23 protein-coding genes are annotated in these 20,353 nt (G+C 59.5%); 10 read left to right on the top strand and 13 right to left on the bottom strand.

The window, feature by feature from the left end; translation table 11 throughout:
• The first annotated feature begins 127 nt into the window (after positions 1-127).
• The 7 genes from ACR0ES_RS12155 to ACR0ES_RS12185 are packed head-to-tail and all read left to right on the top strand — an operon-like array spanning position 128 to position 6,621.
• Positions 128-1,342, top strand: coding sequence for a glycosyltransferase family protein (locus tag ACR0ES_RS12155; RefSeq protein ID WP_480870821.1), 1,215 nt, complete (start codon positions 128-130; stop codon positions 1,340-1,342).
• Complete coding sequence (locus ACR0ES_RS12160; protein ID WP_480870823.1) at positions 1,339-2,586, top strand: glycosyltransferase family 4 protein; 1,248 nt, start codon at positions 1,339-1,341, stop codon at positions 2,584-2,586. Before ACR0ES_RS12155 ends, ACR0ES_RS12160 begins: the two co-directional genes overlap by 4 nt.
• Positions 2,586-3,662: a glycosyltransferase family 4 protein gene (locus tag ACR0ES_RS12165; protein WP_480870825.1), complete on the top strand. Its 1,077-nt coding sequence runs from the start codon at positions 2,586-2,588 to the stop codon at positions 3,660-3,662. The genes ACR0ES_RS12160 and ACR0ES_RS12165 overlap by 1 nt, the downstream gene beginning before the upstream one ends.
• Positions 3,659-4,243, top strand: a complete 585-nt coding sequence (locus ACR0ES_RS12170) for a histidine phosphatase family protein (RefSeq protein WP_480870827.1) — start codon at positions 3,659-3,661, stop codon at positions 4,241-4,243. Before ACR0ES_RS12165 ends, ACR0ES_RS12170 begins: the two co-directional genes overlap by 4 nt.
• The gene (locus ACR0ES_RS12175) at positions 4,240-5,382 is read left to right on the top strand and encodes a glycosyltransferase family protein (protein ID WP_480870829.1); all 1,143 of its coding nucleotides are present in this window, start codon (positions 4,240-4,242) and stop codon (positions 5,380-5,382) included. Before ACR0ES_RS12170 ends, ACR0ES_RS12175 begins: the two co-directional genes overlap by 4 nt.
• Complete coding sequence (locus ACR0ES_RS12180; protein WP_480870830.1) at positions 5,379-6,134, top strand: polysaccharide deacetylase family protein; 756 nt, start codon at positions 5,379-5,381, stop codon at positions 6,132-6,134. Before ACR0ES_RS12175 ends, ACR0ES_RS12180 begins: the two co-directional genes overlap by 4 nt.
• A gap of 10 nt (positions 6,135-6,144) precedes the next feature.
• Positions 6,145-6,621 carry a class I SAM-dependent methyltransferase gene (locus ACR0ES_RS12185; RefSeq protein WP_480484057.1) on the top strand — a complete coding sequence of 159 codons (477 nt, stop codon included), beginning with the start codon at positions 6,145-6,147 and terminating at the stop codon, positions 6,619-6,621.
• Here the strand turns inward: ACR0ES_RS12185 and ACR0ES_RS12190 are convergent, their stop codons facing one another.
• Complete coding sequence (locus ACR0ES_RS12190; protein WP_480870832.1) at positions 6,622-7,764, bottom strand: alpha-D-ribose 1-methylphosphonate 5-triphosphate diphosphatase; 1,143 nt, start codon at positions 7,762-7,764, stop codon at positions 6,622-6,624. It abuts the gene before it with no gap.
• Between the two features lie 52 nt (positions 7,765-7,816).
• On the opposite strand from ACR0ES_RS12190, the gene ACR0ES_RS12195 reads away from it, so the two are divergent.
• Entirely contained in the window at positions 7,817-8,500 is a 684-nt protein-coding gene (locus tag ACR0ES_RS12195) for a DUF1045 domain-containing protein (RefSeq protein ID WP_480870834.1), read from the top strand.
• On the opposite strand, the gene phnN is transcribed toward ACR0ES_RS12195, so the two are convergent.
• From phnN to phnG, 8 genes are read right to left on the bottom strand one after another with little or no spacing between them, the layout of a single operon-like run.
• The gene (gene phnN, locus ACR0ES_RS12200; RefSeq protein ID WP_480507120.1) at positions 8,482-9,030 is read right to left on the bottom strand and encodes a phosphonate metabolism protein/1,5-bisphosphokinase (PRPP-forming) PhnN; all 549 of its coding nucleotides are present in this window, start codon (positions 9,028-9,030) and stop codon (positions 8,482-8,484) included. The genes ACR0ES_RS12195 and phnN overlap by 19 nt on opposite strands.
• On the bottom strand, positions 9,027-9,710 hold the full coding sequence (gene phnL, locus ACR0ES_RS12205) for a phosphonate C-P lyase system protein PhnL (RefSeq protein ID WP_480507121.1): 684 nt from the start codon (positions 9,708-9,710) through the stop codon (positions 9,027-9,029). The genes phnN and phnL overlap by 4 nt, the downstream gene beginning before the upstream one ends.
• 22 nt (positions 9,711-9,732) lie before the next feature.
• Positions 9,733-10,503: a phosphonate C-P lyase system protein PhnK gene (gene phnK / locus ACR0ES_RS12210; RefSeq protein WP_480870835.1), complete on the bottom strand. Its 771-nt coding sequence runs from the start codon at positions 10,501-10,503 to the stop codon at positions 9,733-9,735.
• Positions 10,500-11,360 (bottom strand): alpha-D-ribose 1-methylphosphonate 5-phosphate C-P-lyase PhnJ, encoded by an 861-nt coding sequence (locus ACR0ES_RS12215; RefSeq protein WP_480484062.1) that lies wholly within the window; start codon positions 11,358-11,360, stop codon positions 10,500-10,502. Before ACR0ES_RS12215 ends, phnK begins: the two co-directional genes overlap by 4 nt.
• Complete coding sequence (locus ACR0ES_RS12220) at positions 11,357-11,953, bottom strand: HAD family hydrolase (RefSeq protein ID WP_480484063.1); 597 nt, start codon at positions 11,951-11,953, stop codon at positions 11,357-11,359. Before ACR0ES_RS12220 ends, ACR0ES_RS12215 begins: the two co-directional genes overlap by 4 nt.
• Positions 11,950-13,041: a carbon-phosphorus lyase complex subunit gene (locus tag ACR0ES_RS12225; protein WP_480870837.1), complete on the bottom strand. Its 1,092-nt coding sequence runs from the start codon at positions 13,039-13,041 to the stop codon at positions 11,950-11,952. Before ACR0ES_RS12225 ends, ACR0ES_RS12220 begins: the two co-directional genes overlap by 4 nt.
• A gap of 3 nt (positions 13,042-13,044) precedes the next feature.
• Positions 13,045-13,620 (bottom strand): phosphonate C-P lyase system protein PhnH, encoded by a 576-nt coding sequence (gene phnH / locus ACR0ES_RS12230; RefSeq protein ID WP_480870839.1) that lies wholly within the window; start codon positions 13,618-13,620, stop codon positions 13,045-13,047.
• Complete coding sequence (gene phnG, locus ACR0ES_RS12235; protein ID WP_480518653.1) at positions 13,620-14,078, bottom strand: phosphonate C-P lyase system protein PhnG; 459 nt, start codon at positions 14,076-14,078, stop codon at positions 13,620-13,622. The genes phnH and phnG overlap by 1 nt, the downstream gene beginning before the upstream one ends.
• 103 nt (positions 14,079-14,181) lie before the next feature.
• Between phnG and phnF the strand changes: the two genes are divergently transcribed.
• Positions 14,182-14,892, top strand: a complete 711-nt coding sequence (gene phnF, locus ACR0ES_RS12240; RefSeq protein ID WP_480484067.1) for a phosphonate metabolism transcriptional regulator PhnF — start codon at positions 14,182-14,184, stop codon at positions 14,890-14,892.
• 199 nt (positions 14,893-15,091) lie between these two features.
• On the opposite strand, the gene phnE (ACR0ES_RS12245) is transcribed toward phnF, so the two are convergent.
• From phnE (ACR0ES_RS12245) to phnC, 4 genes are all read right to left on the bottom strand, one after another.
• Positions 15,092-16,459, bottom strand: coding sequence for a phosphonate ABC transporter, permease protein PhnE (phnE, locus tag ACR0ES_RS12245; RefSeq protein WP_480774012.1), 1,368 nt, complete (start codon positions 16,457-16,459; stop codon positions 15,092-15,094).
• Positions 16,456-17,337, bottom strand: coding sequence for a phosphonate ABC transporter, permease protein PhnE (phnE, locus tag ACR0ES_RS12250; RefSeq protein WP_480870840.1), 882 nt, complete (start codon positions 17,335-17,337; stop codon positions 16,456-16,458). Before phnE (ACR0ES_RS12250) ends, phnE (ACR0ES_RS12245) begins: the two co-directional genes overlap by 4 nt.
• A gap of 66 nt (positions 17,338-17,403) precedes the next feature.
• Complete coding sequence (gene phnD, locus ACR0ES_RS12255; protein ID WP_267365714.1) at positions 17,404-18,306, bottom strand: phosphonate ABC transporter substrate-binding protein; 903 nt, start codon at positions 18,304-18,306, stop codon at positions 17,404-17,406.
• Positions 18,307-18,373: 67 nt separating this feature from the next.
• Positions 18,374-19,195 carry a phosphonate ABC transporter ATP-binding protein gene (gene phnC, locus ACR0ES_RS12260; protein ID WP_480507128.1) on the bottom strand — a complete coding sequence of 274 codons (822 nt, stop codon included), beginning with the start codon at positions 19,193-19,195 and terminating at the stop codon, positions 18,374-18,376.
• Between the two features lie 163 nt (positions 19,196-19,358).
• On the opposite strand from phnC, the gene rpe reads away from it, so the two are divergent.
• Positions 19,359-20,048, top strand: coding sequence for a ribulose-phosphate 3-epimerase (gene rpe, locus ACR0ES_RS12265; RefSeq protein ID WP_209598264.1), 690 nt, complete (start codon positions 19,359-19,361; stop codon positions 20,046-20,048).
• Positions 20,049-20,353 lie beyond the last annotated feature (305 nt).

Here is a 20,353-nt window from a genome sequence, read left to right on the forward strand (position 1 = left end):
CCAAATCGCAATGCTTGAAACATTTGCAAGTGCGCAAATCCGCCTTTGGCAAGCGTGGGATTGAAATATACAGTAACGCTTGCGAACGCGCGGATTTCGCTCTGGGATCAAGAAGACGGGCAACACTATGAGCCTTGGCACAACCAATTCTAAACCGGACCGCGCGCCGCGTATCCTGTTTTACAGCCACGACACGTTCGGTCTGGGGCATTTGCGCCGGTCCCGCGCCTTGGCTGCGGCAATCACGCAGGCGGACCCAAGCGCCTCGGCGCTGATCCTGACGGGTTCGCCCGTGGCAGGCCGTTTTACCTTTCCCCGCCGCGTTGACCATGTGCGCCTGCCCGGTGTGACCAAGCGCGCGGACGGATCGTATGCCGCGCGTACAATCGGAATGGGGATCGACGAAGTAACCGAATTGCGCGCGGGATTGATCCAGACTGCGGTTCAGCAATTCGACCCCGACGTGTTGGTCGTCGACAAGGAACCGACAGGGTTCCGGGGTGAGCTGGTGCCGACACTGAAATACCTTGAACGCCATTGCGGAACGAAACTGGTTCTGGGTCTGCGTGATGTGCTGGACGAACCCGAAGTACTGGCCGCCGAGTGGGCGCGCAAAGAAGCCATCGAAGCGACCGAGCGGTTCTATCATGAGATTTGGGTTTATGGATCACAGTCGATCTATGACCCGACGCAAGGCTTGCCGCTAAGCGCGTCAGCGCGATCCCGCATTCACTGGACGGGATATCTGCGCCGCGACCTCGGCCCGATCGGGGAACCGCCTCAGCAACCCTATATCCTGATCACACCCGGCGGCGGGGGCGATGGCAAGGCGTTGGTCAACCTCGTCTTGTCCGCCTACGAGAAAGACCCAGACCTGTCGCCGCGTGCCGTGCTGGTCTATGGCCCATTCCTGTCGGGTGAATTGAGGAATGAATTCGAAGCACGGGTTGCCGCATTGAATGGTCGTGTAACCGCGGTTGGATTTGAATCGCAGATCGAAACGCTGTTTGCCGGGGCCGAAGGCGTGGTCTGCATGGGCGGCTACAACACGTTTTGCGAGGTCCTGTCCTTTGACAAACGGGCCGTCATCGTTCCACGCACCACACCCCGTCTGGAACAGTGGATACGGGCCTCACGCGCAGAAGAGCTGGGGCTGGTCAAGATGCTGGACGAACAACGCGACAGCCTGACACCCGACGCAATGATCCGTGCCATCCGCAACCTGCCGCACCAATCAGTGCCGTCGCAGGCCATCCAAAGCGGATTGCTGGATGGTTTGGACTATGTCACCGACCGCATTGACAGCCTGCTGACACGGGAACAGAAACGAGCCACTGGATGAACTCGGCCTCTCCCAATCTGGCGGTTGTGGTCAAAGGCTGGCCGCGACTGTCCGAAACATTTATCGCGCAGGAACTTGTTGCCTTGCAGGAAGCCGGGCACCGATTTGACATCTGGTCTCTGCGCCATCCGACCGACACCAAACGTCACCCTTTGCACGACCGTTTCGCAGGGCAGGTTCGCTATCTGCCGGAATACCTGCATGAAGAGCCACAGAGAGTGTGGGCGGCCCGCGCTGCCGCCCAGGACCTGCCCGGCTATGCCGAAGCCTACAAGATCTGGCGGCACGACCTGCGCCGCGATCCCACGCCGAACCGCATCCGCCGCTTCGGGCAAGCATGTGTTCTGGCCGCTGAGTTACCCGCCCAGACGCAGGGGCTCTATGCCCATTTCATGCACACCCCCTCGTCGGTCGCCCGGTATGCGGCCATCATGCGCGGTCTGCCATGGAGCTTTTCTGCCCATGCCAAGGACATCTGGACCTCGCCGGATTGGGAAAAGAGTGAAAAGCTGCAGGCCGCAACGTATGGGGCCGCTTTCGGGGCCACCTGCACGGCAATCGGCGCGGAACACCTGCGCAGCCTCGCTGATGACCCCAACCGCGTGGAGCTTATCTATCACGGTCTGGACCTGTCGCGCTTCCCCGAACCGCCAAAACGCAGGATACGCGCCGCTGGCGATCCGTTTCACATGATTTCCGTTGGACGACTGGTTGAAAAGAAGGGCTTTGACCGTCTTATTGCGGCCTTCACACTGCTGCCGGAAAACCTGAACTGGCATTGGACCCACATTGGCGGCGGGGGTCTTGGGGACACTCTGCACACACAGGCGCGCGCTGCTGGTATCGCGAACCGCATCACCTGGAGGGGGGCCTGCGATCAGCCGGAGGTGATCGAAGCCATGCGCAGGGCCGACCTGTTTGTCCTGCCCAGCCGTATTGCTGCGGACGGGGATCGTGACGGATTGCCGAACGTGTTGATGGAGGCCGCGTCCCAGCTATTGCCGATCCTGTCGACACCGGTTTCGGCAATCCCGGAATTCATCCAATCCGGAACGCATGGCGTATTGTCTGATGACGACCCGGCTGCATTGGCTTCGGCCATTTCAGCTCTGGCCGCTGATCCGGAAACGGAAGCAACTATGGCGCGTGCAGCCTATGACCGTCTGATTGCAGATTTTCGAATGGACCCTGGTATTGCACGGCTGTCGGCACGGCTGAAAACCCTGAGCATGGAAGACGCGTAATGGCGCGGGTTGCGTTTTATGCGCCAATGAAATCTCCCGGCAGCCAGAAACCCTCGGGCGATCGCGAAATGGCGCGAAACCTGATGCTGGCCTTGGCGGCGCAGGGGAATAAGGTCGAACTGGCTTCGGACCTGCGCGTCTACGACAAGAACGGGGACAGGGACCTACAGAGAACCCTTGTTCGCGCGGCTGAGATTGAAGCACAGCGGCTGAGCGCCGAATTGCCCTTTGATACAGATCTGTGGGTGACTTATCACAATTACTACAAGGCACCCGACCTGCTGGGCCCCAAGGTCTGCCAGGCGCGCGGCATCCCGTATGTGCAACTGGAAAGCACGCGTGCATCAAGCAGGCTGAACGGGCCGTGGGCCGATTTCGCCCAAGCAGCGCATCAGGCGTGTGATGCAGCGGATATCATTTTCTACCACACAGCCAATGACCTGATTACGTTGGAACGGGACCGTTTTGGCAAGCAGGCACTGGTTGAATTGCCGCCATTTCTGCCTGAAACCGTGTTGCCTGTGGCTACGGCCGGGGACGGCCCCATGCTTACTGTCGGAATGATGCGGCATGGGGACAAGCTGGCGTCCTACCGGATTTTGGCCGAGGCCCTTTCGCACCTGACATGTGACTGGAACCTGAACATCGCGGGGGACGGTCCGGCGCGGCCGGATGTTGAAGCGTTGATGGTGCCGTTCGGAAGCCGGGTGCACTTTCTGGGCCAGCTCGACCGGGCGGCCTTGCAGAAAATCTACCAACACGCATCCCTGCTTGTCTGGCCGGGCGTGAACGAAGCCTATGGGATGGTCTACCTTGAGGCGCAGGCGACAGGCCTGCCCGTGATCGCACAGGACCGCCCCGGCGTTCGGGATGTGCTGGCACCTGCGGTTTACCCATCGGTTGATGCTGGGGCCAAAGGGCTTGCTGATCACATGCAAAACCTGCTGGAGGATACCGCGCAGCGCCGTGCGCTTGGGGCGAATGCGCGCAGCTATGTGGCACGGCGCCATCTTATGCCTCAGGCGACCGAGCGATTGTGGGCGCATCTTCGGCCCTTGTTGAAGGATGTATCATGACCCGTCTTGCACTGCTTCGCCACGGGCATACCCACTGGAACCGCGCAGGGCGCATTCAGGGGCGCAGTGATATTCCGCTGGATGAGGACGCGCGGTCTGAACTGGCCGGGTATCGCTTGCCTGACCCATGGGCCGCCGCTGATATCTGGTCCAGCCCGTTGCTGCGCGCCAGTGAAACGGCGCGGATCGTGTCTGGGCGCGCAACGAAAACCTCGGACGCGCTGATTGAAATGAATTGGGGCGACTGGGAGGGGCTTCGAGGTGTCGACCTGATCGCCGATGAAACCAGCGGGTATCGCCATATCGAAGACTGGAGCTGGGAATTTCGCCCGCCTCACGGTGAAAGCCCTGCCGAGGTTTGGACCAGGCTGCGCCCCTGGGTGTCCGGACTGCGACAGGATACAGTCGCGGTCTGCCATATTGGCATCATGCGGGTCATTCTCGCCCAGGCGTGGGGTTGGGATTTTGATGGTCCCGCCCCCTTCAAGATCAAGCGCAATCGGCTGTATATCGTTGATATGGACACAATGACCGCAGACCCGGACCCCGTTCGCCTGATCAAACATGGGCCGATGCCATGAAGGTGATGATCGTTGTCACGCACCTTTTGGGAACAGGGCATCTAAGCCGGGCCCTGACGTTGGGCCGGGCGTTCCGGGATGACGGCCACCAAGTCATGGTCGTCTCGGGCGGGATGCCTGCGCCTCAACTGGACAGCAGCGGGCTAACCCTGTTCGGTTTGCCGCCACTCAGATCAGATGGAACCAATTTCACCCGGCTTCTGACTGAAAGCGGCGTCGAGGCTGACGCGGATTATCAGCGCGCGCGTGTGACAGCCATGGTGCAGGCGGTAAACAGCTTTCAGCCGCAAATCCTGGTAACCGAGCTTTACCCCTTTGGTCGCCGGTCGCTGGCAGCGGAGTTCGACGCGGCCCTGAATGCGGCACGGGTCCTGCCTCGGCCTCCGATCATCCTGGGATCGATCCGGGATATTCTGGCCCCGCCTTCCAAACCTGCCAAGGCCCAGCGGACAGAAGATATCGTCACCCGCTTTTATGACGGCATTCTTGTTCACTCGACCGAAAGTGTCACACCGCTTTCGGTCAGTTGGCCGGTGTCGGACCGATTGGCGGAACGGCTGCATTATACCGGCTTTGTGGCGCCGGAACTGCCTCTACCGCATCCGCAGTCCGTTGGGCAGAGCGAAATCCTTGTCAGCGCCGGCGGCGGTTCTGTGGGGCAACCGATCTTTCGCGCGGCCATCGAGGCCGCCCGCCAGATGCCCAACAGGCGCTGGCGCCTGTTGATCGGCGGGACGGATGCCAAGGCAAGGATCGCAGAGCTGTCCCAACTGGCTGAAGAAACCTCGGCAATTCTGGAACCTGTGCGCCCCGATTTTCGCCAGATGCTGCCCCATGCAGCGGCATCGGTCAGCATGTGCGGCTACAACACCGCCATGGATATTCTGCAAAGCGGAACACCCGCTGTTTTTGTCCCATTCGATGATGGCAAAGAGGTTGAACAGGGGCTGCGTGGGCAAAGCCTGTCGAGTTTGCCAGCCATCGAGGTGCTTCTCAGCCGAACCCTGAGCGGGCAGGCGTTGGCGCAGGCCGTAGAGCGCGTCATTTCAGATGGACCCCGCGCGCAGCAGGACTTCGGATTTGATGGCGCGGCCCAAACCGTGGAGATCGCCAAGCACCTGCTGGAACGGCGTAAATGAACCCGGACTGGCACCCACTTGAGGTCGAGCTGACCCATTGGCATGCAGCGGGCCTTTCGTTGCCGTTGTGGTGGCGAGACGATGACGCGATCGACCCGACACCACAGTTGGACCGGCTGTCCGATCTGGCCGCGCAGTTGGGCCTGCCGGTACATCTGGCCGTCATTCCCCATGCGGCAACCCCTGCGCTGGCTGACTATGTTGTGCGCGGCGAAACTCTCATCCCTGTGGTCCACGGGTGGTCCCACAAGAACCATGCGCCTGCCGGTGAGAAGAAAGCCGAGTTTCGTCTCAACCGTCCGCTGGACGAGGTTGTTGCGGATGCTGCGGCAGGATTGTCATGCCTTGACGCCTTGTTCGGCAACACCCTGCGGCCGATGTTTGTCCCTCCGTGGAACCGCATTGCACCAGAAGTCATCGAACACCTTCCGTCACTGGGATACCGAATTCTTTCCACGGCAACGCCCCGCAGAACGGAAATGGCGGCTGCGGGGCTTGAGCAGGTCAACACACATCTTGACCCGATTGGCTGGCGGGGTTCACGCGGTCTGATCTCTCCGGACCACCTGATCGCTCAGACAGTTAACCTCCTGCGGGACAGGCGCGAAGGCCGCGCAGACAACGCCGAGCCGTTTGGAGTATTGACCCATCACCTGGTCCATGATCAGGACATCTGGGCCTTTACCGAGGCGTTGTTGAAACATCTGCTGGACGGTCCTGCCACACTCTGGGTCGCACCGAAGAACGAATAAGGACATCGTCATGAGCCGACTGGATTCCATGCTGCGCCGACTGACGGCCCAACGTGACGGGCTGAACTGGGCAGCCGAACAGATCAGTGACCAAACTGGCGACGTGCTGGATATGGGGCTGGGCAATGGTCGCACCTATGACCACCTGCGAGAGATCCTGCCGAACCGCCGGATCTGGGTGATGGATCGAGTGCTGCAATGCCATCCTGACAGCACCCCACCAGCCGAAGATTTCCTGCAAGGCGAAGCTGAACCCATGCTGCGGAAACTGATGGCCGAGGGGCACAAGATCGCGTTGGCGCATTATGATTTCGGACGTGGCATCAAACACGAAGATGTGGCCGAGGCCGCACGCCTCAGCCCGTTGATCGCGCAGGTCATGCAGCCCGGAGGGTTGTTGATATCCGGCCAGCCCCTTGTCGGCTTCAACCAGATCAAAGGGCCCGAGACGATCGCACCGGACCGTTACCTGTTCTATACGGCCTGATTACGCCACGCGGCGACCTCGCGCCCAAACCGAGTTGAGGGCTGGCACACCTGCGCGCATCCGGAAACGGATAACATCGGCGCGGGCATTGGCGCGCAACTCGCCACGATCCTCAAGCCCGGCGGCCTGCGCCGGGGCTAATGTGACGGTCTTCATTCCACGCGCCATATCGCCCCACATTTCACCCAGCATGACCGCAGACAATAACAAGGCCGACGGCACGTAATCCGAGGACATTACGTCCAGATGCCCAAGCTCGGCCAATTCGCTGGCCGCAACATTACCGGAATGAGAGCCTCCGCGAACAACGTTTGGCGCGCCCATCATGACCTTGATACCGTGATCATGACACGCTCGCGCAGCTTCCACCGTTGTGGGGAACTCAGCCAGCCGAATGCCGTGACCTGCCGAGATCTTCACCTGATCTTCGGTCGTATCGTCATGACTGGCAAGCACGGCCCCAAATCGGCGCGCGGCCTTGACGGTTTCGACCTCGTGCACATCACCGTTGCGATCCCGTAGGCTTTTCAGCTGAGCCACATGCTGAAAGAACGTATCATCGTCCATGGCATATTTGCCCTTCAGAAAGGATTCCAGCTTGCCCATGTCGCGAAACTGACGCTGGCCGGGGGTGTGATCCATGATGGACACAAGGCCAACCCTGTCCTCGGGTCCAAACTCGTCCAGTTCTTCGATCAGTGTCTCGGAACACACCTCTGCCCGCAAATGCAGGAAATGGCTGATCTTGAGCGCATCCTGCTCGCGCAGATCCCACAACTCCCGCGACAGGCCGCGGGCATATTTTCCGTACCGTCCTGCACCGGAGGGGATTGAACCTACCCGCATCGCATCGAACACACTTGTGATCCCCACGCTGGCCAGTTCCGCGTCATGGGCCAGAATGGCGGCGGCATGGGGCCAATGCACATTGGGGCGCGGCTGAATATGGCGTTCAAGATTATCCGTGTGCAACTCGACAAGACCGGGGCTGACATAGTCGCCTTCGCAATCTGTCGCACCTGCTGGAACTGCACGCCCGGTATCAATTTCGATGATGGTGTCACCCACAATTCGAACACAGCCGGTGACGGTTTCATTCGGCAGCACAAGCGTGGCATTGGCAAGGATCAAGTCTTCTGTCATCTGAACTTCACGCAATCTGAGGTATTGGAAGGCCACTTAATAGGAGGCCAATGTGACATTCACGCGATACGCGATCTATTTTGCGCCACCCGCCGGGGCGGCCTGGACGAAATTTGCGACCAGTTGGCTGGGCTGGGACATGGCAAAGGGAACGCAGGTCGCGCATCCGATCATGGGTGGCATCGACATTGCCTCCGTCACTGAGGTGCCGCGCAAATACGGACTGCACGCGACCCTGAAACCGCCGTTCCGGTTGCGCGATGGCCTGTCCTTTGACGCATTGCACCAGGCGTGCATTGCGCTGGCTGCGCGCCAGCAGCCCGTCACTCTCGACGGCCTGGAAATTGCCCGCCTTGGCCGGTTTCTGGCGCTGCGCCCGCTGGGTGAAACGCAGGAGCTGAATGCGCTGGCAGCGGCCTGTGTTCGCGACCTCGACCGGTTTCGCGCACCTGCCACTCAGGCCGAACTGACGCGCCGCCGCACCGCCGGGCTGACCCCCGAACAGGACGACAATCTGATCCAATGGGGCTATCCCTACGTGCTGGACGCGTTTCGATTTCACATCACGCTCAGCGGTAAACTGGACAAACCAACCCTCAGGGCAACCCAAGAAGCACTGCACACCCATCTGAGCCCCTTGCTGCCGCAACCTTTCCAGATCACTGATCTTGCCCTGATGGGCGAGGCGGAAGAAGGGCGGTTTCACCTGATCCATCGCTACGCGCTTTCCGGTTGAAGGCGGCGCAGGATTTCGGCAACCGTGTCTTCCAGCGCGCCGGAATTGTCAATTTGGATGACCCGGTTCAGACCATCCGGCAACGCCACTTTGGCGCGACACAACCGCCGCGCCTGCTCGTCTGCGCTTTCCCGTGCCCGCTCGGACAGGCGCCGCGCCAAAACCCCTGCATCTGCTGTCAGAGAGATCACAATCAGATCTCCAAACACCTTCTGCGCCTGCAAAAGAACGCTGCGGGAAAGATTGACCAGAACCGCATTCGCCCCCTGACGCTGTCGCAAAATCTCGGCTGGGATACCATAGAACAGTCCATGTGCAGGCCAGCTCAGCGCAAAAGCGCCTGCCTGTTCCATCTGCTGGAACTCTGCAACCGAAACCCGGTCAAAATCCTCGCCTTGTTCACCTGCGGGGCGGGTGATCACCCTCCGCACGCGCCGGACGCCAGGTGCCTGTGCCTCCAGCGCTTCCATGACACTGTCCTTGCCAACGCCCGAAGGGCCAACAATCGCTATGACAGGGGCAAGTGTCATGCCGCCAGTTCCGGTGTGAAGTCAGCGACATTGACTTCGCGGTCACAGACACTCTCACGTGCATCAAGGTCGTGGAATATCCCGACAATCGCCGCGCCACGCCCTTTTGCCTCTTCAATCAGCGACAACACGGTTTCGCGGTTCTGCACATCCAGACTTGCCGTCGGTTCGTCCAGCAACATCGCCGGGTAGTCATGCGCAAAGCCACGCGCAATGTTCACCCGCTGCTGTTCGCCGCCCGAAAAGGTTGTGGGGCTCAGGGTCCACAAGCGCTCAGGAATGTTCAGCCGTCTCAGTAACCCGGCTGATTTCTCCAGCGCCTCAATTCTGTCGCAACCCACGGCCAGCAAAGGCTCTGCCACAACGTCCAGCGTCGGTACACGCGGCACGACCCGCAGGAATTGACTGACATAGCCTAGCGTTTCCCGGCGGAGGGTCAAGATCTGGCGCGGCTCGGCTTTTGCCACGTCCAGACCTCCAACCAGCACCTGACCAGAGGCCGCCAGGTAGTTGCCATAAATCACGCGCATCAGCGTGGACTTGCCCGCGCCAGACGCCCCGGTCAAAGCAACGCACTCACCCGGTTCAACCCTCAACGACGCGCCTTCCATCACCGGGATAACAGCACCGCCCTGATTGTGCAGGGTAAAGCTTTTGCTCACATTGATCAGTTCAATCATTGCTTCACCTTTTCCCAAATACTCAAACCTGCAGAACGCTGGACACTAGCAGTTGCGTGTAGGCGTGTTGGGGATCATCCAGCACCTGATCGGTCAGCCCGGCCTCAACCACATGACCATCCTTCATCACCATCAACCGGTCGGCCAACAGACGCACCACAGCAAGATCATGGGTCACGATGATCGCGCTCAGCCCCATTTCACGCACCAAGCCGCGCAAGAGGTCCAGCAATCGCGCCTGAACCGAGACATCCAGCCCCCCGGTCGGTTCGTCCATGAACACCAGTCGCGGGCCAGTCACCAGATTACGGGCGATCTGCAAACGTTGCTGCATTCCGCCCGAAAACGCGGTGGGCCGGTCAACAACGCGCGCCGCCTCGATCTCGACCCGGCCCAGCCAGTCAATGGCCTTGTCTCGGATGTCACCATAGTGGCGCTCGCCCACGGCCATCAGCCGTTCACCAATATTGCCTCCGGCACTAACTGACATCCGCAGCCCGTCACGTGCATGCTGATGCACAAAGGCCCAGTCGGTACGGCTCAGCATCCGGCGTTCGGGCTCAGACATGGTTACCGTGTCCACCGGCCCGTTCGCGCGCGTGTCAAAGATCACCTGCCCTGCATCGGGCACCAGATGACCGGCCAGACAATTCAGCAGGGTCGACTTGCCCGACCCGCTTTCGCCCACGATCCCCATCACCTCACCGGGGTAGAGATCAAAAGTCACATCCGCGCATCCGATCCGCGCACCATAGAGCTTTTCGATGCCCTTGACTTGCAACAGGGGGGTCATGCCGCGTTCTCCTCGGCCAGTCGGCCCATATGGCCCGCTTCGCGGCGCGACCGGCAATAATCGGTATCCGAACAGACAAACATTCGGTTGCCCGCATCATCCATGATGACTTCATCCAGATAGCTATCCTCGGCTCCGCACAGGTCACAGGGATGATCGGCCTTGGTGGCTTCGAACGGGTAATCCTCGAAATCAAGGCTCACGACCCTGGTATGTGGCGGCACTGCGTAGATGCGCTGCTCGCGCCCGGCACCGAACAGCTGGATTGCATCCATTTCAAGCTTCGGGTTGTCGAATTTCGGGATCGGGGACGGGTCCATCACATAGCGGCCAGACACTTTCACCGGATAGGCGTAAGCGGTCGAGATCGCCCCGTGCTGGCTGATATCCTCATATAGCTTCACATGCATCAGCCCATATTCTTCAAGGCTGTGCATCTTGCGTGTCTCGGTCTCACGCGGCTCGAGGAAGCGCAGAGGTTCCGGAATCGGCACCTGATAAACGATAATCTGATCTTCGCGCAGCTTCGCCTCGGGGATGCGGTGGCGGGTCTGGATCACCGTCGCCTTCTCGGTTTCCTCGGTCGTCTCCACACCTGCGGTCTTTTCAAAGAACTTGCGGATCGACACTGCGTTGGTCGTGTCATCCGCACCCTGATCGATGACCTTGAGCGTATCCTCAGGCGTCAGCGTCGCGGCCGAGACCTGCACCCCTCCGGTGCCCCAGCCATAAGGCATCGGCATTTCACGGCTGGCAAAGGGCACCTGATACCCTGGAATAGCTAGGCCCTTCAGGATGGCCCTGCGGATCATCCGTTTGGTTTGTTCGTCCAAATATGCAAAGTTGTACGCGCTCATAGCAGTCCCCGCGCAGTTAAGGCTACTTCAAAGGCCTGAGGGCTGGTAAAATGTATGGCGTCCATGCCAACGGCGCGGGCTCCATCCACGTTTCTTGGGCTATCATCGACAAAGATACAGTTCTGAGGGGAAAGATCGGCCCGGTCGCACATCCGACGGAAAATCTCGGGCTGCGGTTTCAAAAGCTTTTCCTGACCTGACACTACGGTCACGCCAAAGACCTCGCCCAGCTCAGGATGCACACCAACACCAACGGGCCATGTTTCCGCTGACCAGTTGGTGATCGCATGAACCGGGGTGCCCTGTTCTTTCAAACGATGGAGCAATCGCCAAGTTCCCTCGATCTTGTGTGGGACGGTCATGGCATAGCGCTCAACATAAGAACTCAGACGTCGCTGGTCGTCAGCATCTTCCAGTTCAGCAGCCAGATCAGCGAAATCCTCACCGCCATCGGCCCGCAGATTACGTTCGGGGAAATCGATACGAGTGAGAAACTCTGCCACCGCCTCGCGGCTACCCATCTCATCCAGCCATGCCAAATGCGGATCCCACTGGATCAAAACGTTGCCGATATCAAAAACGACAGCCTTCATTCCGCAGCCTCCTTTGACGTGATCCGCGCGTCAGCCTCGCGGCGCAGTTTGCGGACCAGTTCAAGCTCGGACTGGAAATCCACGTAATGCGGCAGCTTGATGTGTTCGAGAAAACCGGTCGCCTGAATGTTGTCCGCGTGGCTCAGAACAAATTCTTCATCCTGCGCAGGCGCGCCCAGATAGTCTTCGCCCAGTTCCTTCCACCGCAGCGCGCGATCAACCAAAGCCATCGCGATGGCCTTTCGTTCGGATTGACCAAAGACCAGACCATAACCGCGCGTGAACTGAGGCGGCTCGGTTTTTGAACCCTTGAACTGGTTCACCGTCTCACACTCGGTCAGTTCGACCTCGCCGATATCGATGGTAAACCCCAACTCGGGGATGTCCATTTCAACCGCAACCTTGCCGATCCGCAATTCACCCACAAACGCGTGGTTGCGCGCGTAACCGCGTTGGGTGGAATAGGCCATGCCCAGCACGAAACCCTCATCTCCGCGTGTCAGCGATTGCAGGCGCAACGGGCGACTGGCAGGGAATTCCATCGGTTCGCGCGTCAGGTCGCCGGGGGGTTCATCACTTGCCGGTTCGTCCTGAATGAGGTCCTCGTCCTTCAGGAATTCGGTGATATGCGGCGTCGGTTCCTGCCGTGCAGGACCTTCCGGAGCATTCGGGACATCACCATTCGCGGCCAGTTTGAAATCCAGCAAACGGTGCGTATAGTCGAAAGTCGGCCCCAGAACCTGCCCTCCGGGCGCATCCTTGAACGTGGCCGAAATCCGGCGGTCGCAGGCCATCTCACCCGTTTCGACCGGATTGGAGTAGCCAAAACGCGGCAGCGTCGTGCGGTAGGCGCGGATCAGAAAGATCGCCTCGATCAGATCGCCCCGCGCCTGCTTGATCGCCAGCGCAACCAGGTCGGGGTCATATAGCGAACCTTCCGCCATGACCCGGTTCACTGCAAGGCTCAGCTGTTCCCGGATCTGCGCAAGGCTCAGTTCAGCCACATCGGTCGCACCCCGGCGCTCTTCGGCCAGCCAGGCATGGGCGTTCTCGATGGCTTTTTCGCCCCCTTTGACAGCAACATACATCGCTTAGGTCTCCGACGTGATCTGCGTGCTGCGGGGCAGGGCCGCAACCCTGTTGCCGCAGGTAAAAAAGAAATCGCACCCCAGGGGATAGAGCATCGCATTCCCCTGAAGCGCCGGAATATCCGGCAGAGACAGGCGCGCGGTCTTTTTGATGCCGGGGCCGCTCAGAACGGCACCGCTCTGCTCTAGCCGGTCGCATTCCACAATCAGGGTTGCTGAACGATCCGGGTATTCCGGCGTTCCGATGCGATAGGCGTTAAGCGGTCCCAATGCGTCCCATGTGCCAACGGCAAAATCAGCCTTTGCTGCGGATACGAGCGGTGCGCCCGTGTGGAAAGTCAGCCAATTGCGGATTGCTTCGGTATCGGTGCCTCCGGCCAGATGAACCCTGGTCTCGGGGTCGCACAACGTCAGCAGCAGTGTACCAGCCGCCACGGACAGGGGCGCTGGGGGTTCGTCGCCCGACAGGACGCGTATGTAGCCCGGGCGCGCCATGACGGTCATCGCCGCGCGGAACGCATATGCGGCATCGACAGGTGCGTTTTGAAAGCCACCGGAAAACTGTGTTTGCACGGCCATCAATCTTCCCCCCGAACAAGCGTGAAAAACTCAACCTTGGTGGCCGCTGCCTTGGCCGCGCGCGTGCTTTTGACCGCCTGTATTTGCTGTTGAAGCGGGTCGAGCAGCCGCGCCTGTACCTCATCTGCCGCCGCGGTCTGCATTATCGCATCAATCAATGCTGCGGCTTCGGCCTTGGGTTTCGACCTGCCCTGAACATAACCGTGACCAACCGTTCCATCCTGCAACACCACAGAACAGCGCGTGACCGTCATTTCGCCTATATTGAACGGCGCTCCGGTACCACCGGCGCGACCGCGCACCATCACGCTCCCGACCTCGGGACGGCGCAGCCAGTCAAAGCTCGGGCGGGTCTCAATCCCGTCCCACAAGGTCATCAGGGTGTCGTCAGGTGCACGGGCCAGCAAACCCATCCAATCCCTGCGCGCCCCGGTCGCGATTTCTGTCTGATCTGTCATCAAAGCCTCTTGGCCGGGTTGTCTATTTGAACTATACAACTAGACAAATATTAGCCTGCGTGCGCGCAACACGCAATCTCCAACTGTGTGAAGATTTGATGACATGAGCAAAACGCCGATCTGGAAAAGCATCGCCTTGCGCCTGACCTCGGACATTGCCGAAGGGCGGTATCAAACCAGTGACCGCCTGCCGACCGAAGCGCAGCTGGCCGCCAAATACGGTGTCAATCGCCACACAGTGCGGCGCGCATTGGCCGACATGTCGGAACAAGGTCTGGTTCATGCCCGGCGCGGTGCGGGCGTTTTTGTGGCCGCGCGGCCAACCGACTATCCGATTGGCAAAAGGGTTCGATATCACAAGAACGTCTCGGCCAGCGGCAAGATACCGGGAAAGAAAATTCTGGCCCTGACGACACGCGCGGCAGATGAAGCCGAGGCCGAAGCACTGGGTCTGAGCAAAGGGAACCCGGTGCATGTCTATGACGGGTTATCGCTGGCGGATGGGCAGCCCATAGCCGTTTTTCAAAGTGTCTTCCCGGCAGAACGCTTTCCAAACCTGTTACAGGCGCTGACCGAGACCCAGTCAGTAACAAAAGCCCTGCAACGTTGCGGCATCGCGGATTACACCCGCATCTCGACCCGATTGACCGCGCGCGGCGCGACAGCAACGCAAGCCCTTCATCTGCAACTGACCGAAGGTGCTCCGGTGCTGTTTTCGGTCGGTGTCAACGCGGACCCGGACGGCGCACCCGTCGAATATGGCCGAACCGTCTTTGCTGGTGAGCGTGTCACGCTGACGCTGAACGAAGAGTAAACCACTATCCCTGCCGCTCGATCTCGACCTCCTGCCGGAGGTCTCATCCCGTTGGGCGTGGCGCGAAATCCGGATAAACTGCCTTTGGGCCGACGTTATCCGGCAATCGGATGAACGGTCGTGCAAAAGCTCTGTGACACTTTTTCAAACGGTTGCGCCGCACTGAACCGCGCTGTTTTCTTGTCCTTCCAATCCCGGTTCAGGGCAACAGGAACGGTTTGGGATCGGGTGTGCGCGGCCTGCGCTTTTTACCCGACTCGCCCTGGATCAGACGGCGGCGCAGCCAGCCCGAAAACCAATCCATCAGCATCACCATCAGAATGATCAGGATGATGTAGTAGGCGACCTCTTCCCAGTCTTTCTGCGTGATGATTGCTTGCGTCAGCAGCAAGCCAATACCGCCCCCCGTGATTGCACCGATCACCGTCGCACTGCGGGTGTTGGATTCGAGAAAGTACAAAAGCTGGCTCAGCAAAACAGGCGTGACCTGAGGGATAACGCCGAACCGATACCGTTGCGGGGCGTTCGCACCCGTGGACTGCACACCTTCGATCTGCTTCTGATCCACGTTTTCCAACGCTTCCGAGAATATCTTGCCGAATGTCCCGGTGTCCGTCACCAGAATGGCAAGCCCACCGGTCAACGGGCCGGGGCCAAAGGCGCGGGCCAGAACCACAGTCCAGATCAACGCGTCTACGCCGCGCACAAAATCGAATACACGCCGTATCGCAAAGCGGATGGATGTCATCCGGTTGAAATTGCGCGTCGCAAGGAAGGCCAATGGCAGGGCCACAATCGCCGCGCCAAACGTGCCCAGAAATGCCATCAGCATCGTCTCGAAGATGGCCCACGCCACATCCTGATGGCGCCACATCTTGTTGGTCCAGAAATCATTAAAGATCGCACCCGCCTCGCCCGACGCCGCCAGTCCGGCCAGTTCCGGGAAGGACTTGCCGAAATAAGGGCTGTCCAGCGTGAACCAGAACAATTCCCAACCTGTGAAATAGCGAAACACCTCGGACCGGTTGCGGGTGACAGTCAAACGACCTGCGTCCGTGGTCACAGACAGCCGGTTTTTAGAAACGTTGATCCACTCCGGAACCTCACCCTCCGGCAACTCCGCCTGTACACCGGCCGAACGCGTGGGTGTTGCGCGAATGGTGCCATAGCCGGGAATGTCATATTCCACCGTCTGCGCACCGAAACGCACGACATGGCCCTTTTCAAGGTCGATCACAGTTGTCTCGCCCAGTGCCACCCACTCGGGGGCCTGCCCTTCAGGATATGCCCCCTTGCGCTCACCCTCGATGGCGGCAGAGACTTCACCGGTGCGATTATCCCGGGCGATATGCGTTTTGTAGCTATAGCTGTCAGCCACCAGCGTCTTGCCATTTGCCCAGTTTGCGCGCCCCACAAGGCCCGACACGTCAAAAGCAAAGAAGACATAGACCAGATAGACGAAAACCAGAGCAGGCAACCCGAAGTTCACCAACCTCTTGCGGTTGAACAAGCGATCTGCTTCGGCTTTGAGGTCATCAACAGTCAGATTGGTTGCGAAGGTGCTCATGCCAAAGCTCCTTTTTCCGAGCCGTGGGTCAGGCGGTCGCGCAGGTAGCCTGACAGCTGGTCGACGACCACGATTGTAACGAACAGAAGAATGAAGATGGCTGCGGCTTCGTCATAACGCCCCTGCCCCCAGGACATGGCATTGCGCAGCTCGTAACCCAAACCGCCCGCCCCAACAAATCCAAGAATGGCCGAGGCACGGATGTTGATTTCGAACCGCAGCAGCGCGTAGCTGACATAGTTTGGCCCGACCTGCGGGATCACCCCCAGATACATCCGCTGTGACCAGTTGGCACCGACGGAATGCAGCCCGTCCACCGGTTTCAGCGAGGCGTTCTCGTTCACCTCCGAAAACAGTTTGCCCAATGCGCCAGCAGTGTGAATCGCGATGGCGATCATCGCGGGAACCGGGCCACCGCCCAGAATGAAGATCAGAACCAAAGCAATTACAATCTCGGGAATGGCGCGGCAGATGTCTGATATTCGGCGAAACAGCGGGATCATTGACGGCCACAGCGCCATGCCGCGTGTCGACATCAGGGCGAAAAACGTTCCAATAATTGTGCCGACAAGCGTCGCCGCCGCCGCGATGTTGATTGTCTCGATCAGAGCCGGGAAGAACGAGAGCAGATTGGCTGGCATCTCGGCAATCTTCTCCCCCGCCTCGGACAGAACCTCTGTGGGGTAATCAAGAATACGGTGCCAGCCATCGACAAAGCTGCCGGCATTCCGGTTGTCGGCTGTGCGAAACCCTGCCGCCATCAACGACAGGAACAGAATCAGGAGGATGCCGCCATAGACCCGCTTGCGTCGTGTCATCGCTGTATAGTCGTTGCGGATCTGATCGACGGATAAGGACCCTGCAGTAAGGTCTGTCATGGAATGCTCCTGAAGGGAAAACGGGGTCCGGTACATCACCGGACCCCGATCATTGGATTTGCGGTCTTAGTTGGACTTCAGCTTGCGCGCTTCGATGATGACCTCGTAGGCCTCATGCGTAATTGGATCAAAGCTCTTGGCCTCACCCGCGGCCACGCCGTAGAAACATTCGCGGTCTTTTTCATCCAGCGTGTTCCACAATTCGGTGACCTGAGCTTTGACATCCTCGGGCAGAGCCTTGCGCAGTACAACCGGACCTTCCGGGATCGGTGCCGATTTCCAGATCTCGACCAGATCGTTCATGTCGACCAGACCAGCATCCACAGCACGGCGCAGCGCGCCCGACTGATAGCCGTCTTCCCACTCGCCAAGACCATCAGCCCAGGTCACACCGCCATCAACGTCACCGTTGTTCACCGCGACAATTGTCTGCTCGTGACCGCCGGTGAATTTCACCTCAGCAAAATAGTCACCCGATTCCATGGTTGCTCCGGTGGCCTGGGGAATCTCGATCGACGGGATCAGATAACCCGAGGTCGAATTCGGGTCACCAAAGCCAAAAACCTTGCCCTTCATGTCCTCAAGCGAGGTGATGCCGCTGTCCTTGCGTGCAAAACCAACCGAGTAATAGCCGTAACCGCCATCGGTGTTCACCTTAACCAGTACCGGCTCAACCGCTTCGGGGTCGCTCAGATAGGTTTTGGCATAGCCCGACGCACCCAGCCAGGCGACATCAATCGTGCCGCCCAGCAGCCCCTGAATCACTCCGTTATAGTCGGCAGGGGCAAACAATTTGGTCGGAACGCCCAACAGTTCTTCGGTGTATTCGCGCAGACACTCGTTTTTGCTCATCCGGTCCTGAGCGTTCTCGCCACCTAGAATGCCGATGCGGAATTCGCTGATTTCTTCGGCCATGACCGGTGCGGCCAGTGTTGTGGTTGCGACCAAGGCAGCAATCAGTTTTTTCATCTGTCTCTCTCCAGTTTGATAACCCCGGCCTCTCATCGGGCCGGGCGATGAAAGGTGTTGGGACCGCTCAGATGGTTGCCTCTGCTTCCATCAGCGCCTTTTGCGTGGCGTCGAGCGTTTCGATTTCCGTTGATGTCGCTTCTTCCGAGAAGCTGGCATCGGCACCATAGATTTCGCGGGCGACGCCCGTGGTCAGTTGCTCGGGCAGCCCATCGAACACGATGCGCCCGTCGCGCATCCCAACCACGCGGTCGCAATAGCGACGTGCAGTGTCCAGTGTGTGCAGGTTGGCGATAACGGTACGGCCATCTTCTTCGTGGATGCGGCGCAGCGCCTGCATCACAACCTGTGCATTCATCGGGTCCAGTGAGGCAATTGGTTCATCTGCCAGAATAATCCTCGGGTCCTGCATCAGCGCCCGCGCAATCGCCACGCGCTGTTGCTGGCCGCCCGACAAGGCCTCGGCCCGTTTCGGAGCGTGCTCCGCAATTCCCAACCGGTCCAGGATGTCGATGGCACGGTGAATTTCATCCATCGGGAACAGGTTGAACATAGCGGCCAGCGTCGAATGACGGTTGAGCGTGCCATGCAGCACGTTCGAAACCACATCCATGCGCGGCACCAGGTTGAACTGTTGGAAAATCATCGCACAATCGGCCTGCCAGGCGCGTTTGTCACGGCCTTTCAGTTGGGTGATGTCCCGGCCTTCAAACAGGATTTCACCTTCGCTGGCATCCGTCAGGCGGTTAATCATCCGCAGCAGGGTGGACTTGCCCGCGCCCGACCGTCCGATGATCCCGATCATGCATGGCTTGTCCACATCCAGCGTCGCGGCATTCACGGCAACATTGTCACCAAAGCGTTTGGTCAGTTTCTTGATACGCAGCACGTGCCACCCCCAATTCATGTTGGCGGACTGCTACAGATGCCGTTCAACGGATATGTGTCAGCGTAGTGAAAGTTTTGTAACGGCACGACACGTGCGGGGGGTATCCATCGCCCCGCCTCACGGGTATACGCATCCGCGACTCTTCAGCTGATACGAGGCCAATATGAGCTTTGACCGCACCATCAAGATCGCGCCGTCCATTCTGTCCGCCGACTTTGCCAATTTCGGGCAAGAAATTCAGGCCATCGAAGCGCAGGGCGCGGATTGGGTCCATGTTGACGTAATGGATGGCCATTTCGTCCCGAACCTGACCTTTGGCCCGCCAGCCGTCAAAGCGTTCCGCCCGCATGTAAAGACGGTCATGGACGTGCACCTGATGATCACGCCGGTCGATCCATACATCCAGGCCTACGCTGATGCAGGCGCCGACATTCTGACCGCGCATGTCGAGGCAGGGGCCCACACCCACCGCACGCTGCAGGCGATCCGCGCCGCGGGCATGAAGGCAGGCGTGGCCCTGAACCCGGGCACCCCGGCTGAGGCGGTCGAACATCTGCTGGACCTCACCGATCTGGTCTGCGTCATGACCGTGAACCCCGGCTTTGGCGGCCAGAAGTTCATCGACATGACTGGCAAGATCCGCAAATTGCGCCAGATGATTGGTGACCGCCCCGTGCATATCGAGATCGACGGCGGTGTTGATCCCCAGACAGCGCCCCTTGTTGCCGCAGCGGGGGCTGATGTGCTGGTGGCCGGGTCTGCCGTGTTCAAAGGCGGATCAGTTGATCGGCCCGAGGTTTACGGTGAGAATATTCGGGCCGTACGGGCCGCAGCTGAAGGCGGGTTGGGCTGATCTGCCAACTCGCGACTGCATAGTTGGCTTTATCCGCAAAACTGAATTTCGTTGAACTCATCGGGCGGGACACACCCCGCCTTGATGTTCTTGTTGCGGCCTTCATTAGGGTCACAGACGCGCCGGGCTGAAGCCCGGCCTACGAGTCGGTCGAAGGCCTTCGATACAATAACTTACAAAAAAGGCCGCCCCTTTATGGAGCGGCCTTCTTTGTTTCACCGATGTGCCGGGCTGAAGCCCGGCCTACGGATTATTCTACGATTTTCGACACGACGCCGGCGCCGACGGTGCGGCCGCCTTCGCGG

Source organism: Ruegeria sp. N7 (assembly GCF_056531345.1).

Bases quoted from the DNA above. Each gene is read 5' to 3' on its own strand.
- ACR0ES_RS12155 (WP_480870821.1), top strand. From the start codon at position 128: ATGAGCCTTGGCACAACCAATTCTAAACCGGACCGCGCGCCGCGTATC.
- ACR0ES_RS12160 (WP_480870823.1), top strand. From the start codon at position 1,339: ATGAACTCGGCCTCTCCCAATCTGGCGGTTGTGGTCAAAGGCTGGCCG.
- ACR0ES_RS12165 (WP_480870825.1), top strand. From the start codon at position 2,586: ATGGCGCGGGTTGCGTTTTATGCGCCAATGAAATCTCCCGGCAGCCAG.
- ACR0ES_RS12170 (WP_480870827.1), top strand. From the start codon at position 3,659: ATGACCCGTCTTGCACTGCTTCGCCACGGGCATACCCACTGGAACCGC.
- ACR0ES_RS12175 (WP_480870829.1), top strand. From the start codon at position 4,240: ATGAAGGTGATGATCGTTGTCACGCACCTTTTGGGAACAGGGCATCTA.
- ACR0ES_RS12180 (WP_480870830.1), top strand. From the start codon at position 5,379: ATGAACCCGGACTGGCACCCACTTGAGGTCGAGCTGACCCATTGGCAT.
- ACR0ES_RS12185 (WP_480484057.1), top strand. From the start codon at position 6,145: ATGAGCCGACTGGATTCCATGCTGCGCCGACTGACGGCCCAACGTGAC.
- ACR0ES_RS12190 (WP_480870832.1), bottom strand. From the start codon at position 7,764: ATGACAGAAGACTTGATCCTTGCCAATGCCACGCTTGTGCTGCCGAAT.
- phnN (WP_480507120.1), bottom strand. From the start codon at position 9,030: ATGACACTTGCCCCTGTCATAGCGATTGTTGGCCCTTCGGGCGTTGGC.
- phnL (WP_480507121.1), bottom strand. From the start codon at position 9,710: ATGATTGAACTGATCAATGTGAGCAAAAGCTTTACCCTGCACAATCAG.
- phnK (WP_480870835.1), bottom strand. From the start codon at position 10,503: ATGACCCCCCTGTTGCAAGTCAAGGGCATCGAAAAGCTCTATGGTGCG.
- ACR0ES_RS12215 (WP_480484062.1), bottom strand. From the start codon at position 11,360: ATGAGCGCGTACAACTTTGCATATTTGGACGAACAAACCAAACGGATG.
- ACR0ES_RS12220 (WP_480484063.1), bottom strand. From the start codon at position 11,953: ATGAAGGCTGTCGTTTTTGATATCGGCAACGTTTTGATCCAGTGGGAT.
- ACR0ES_RS12225 (WP_480870837.1), bottom strand. From the start codon at position 13,041: ATGTATGTTGCTGTCAAAGGGGGCGAAAAAGCCATCGAGAACGCCCAT.
- phnH (WP_480870839.1), bottom strand. From the start codon at position 13,620: ATGGCCGTGCAAACACAGTTTTCCGGTGGCTTTCAAAACGCACCTGTC.
- phnG (WP_480518653.1), bottom strand. From the start codon at position 14,078: ATGACAGATCAGACAGAAATCGCGACCGGGGCGCGCAGGGATTGGATG.
- phnF (WP_480484067.1), top strand. From the start codon at position 14,182: ATGAGCAAAACGCCGATCTGGAAAAGCATCGCCTTGCGCCTGACCTCG.
- phnE (WP_480774012.1), bottom strand. From the start codon at position 16,459: ATGAGCACCTTCGCAACCAATCTGACTGTTGATGACCTCAAAGCCGAA.
- phnE (WP_480870840.1), bottom strand. From the start codon at position 17,337: ATGACAGACCTTACTGCAGGGTCCTTATCCGTCGATCAGATCCGCAAC.
- phnD (WP_267365714.1), bottom strand. From the start codon at position 18,306: ATGAAAAAACTGATTGCTGCCTTGGTCGCAACCACAACACTGGCCGCA.
- rpe (WP_209598264.1), top strand. From the start codon at position 19,359: ATGAGCTTTGACCGCACCATCAAGATCGCGCCGTCCATTCTGTCCGCC.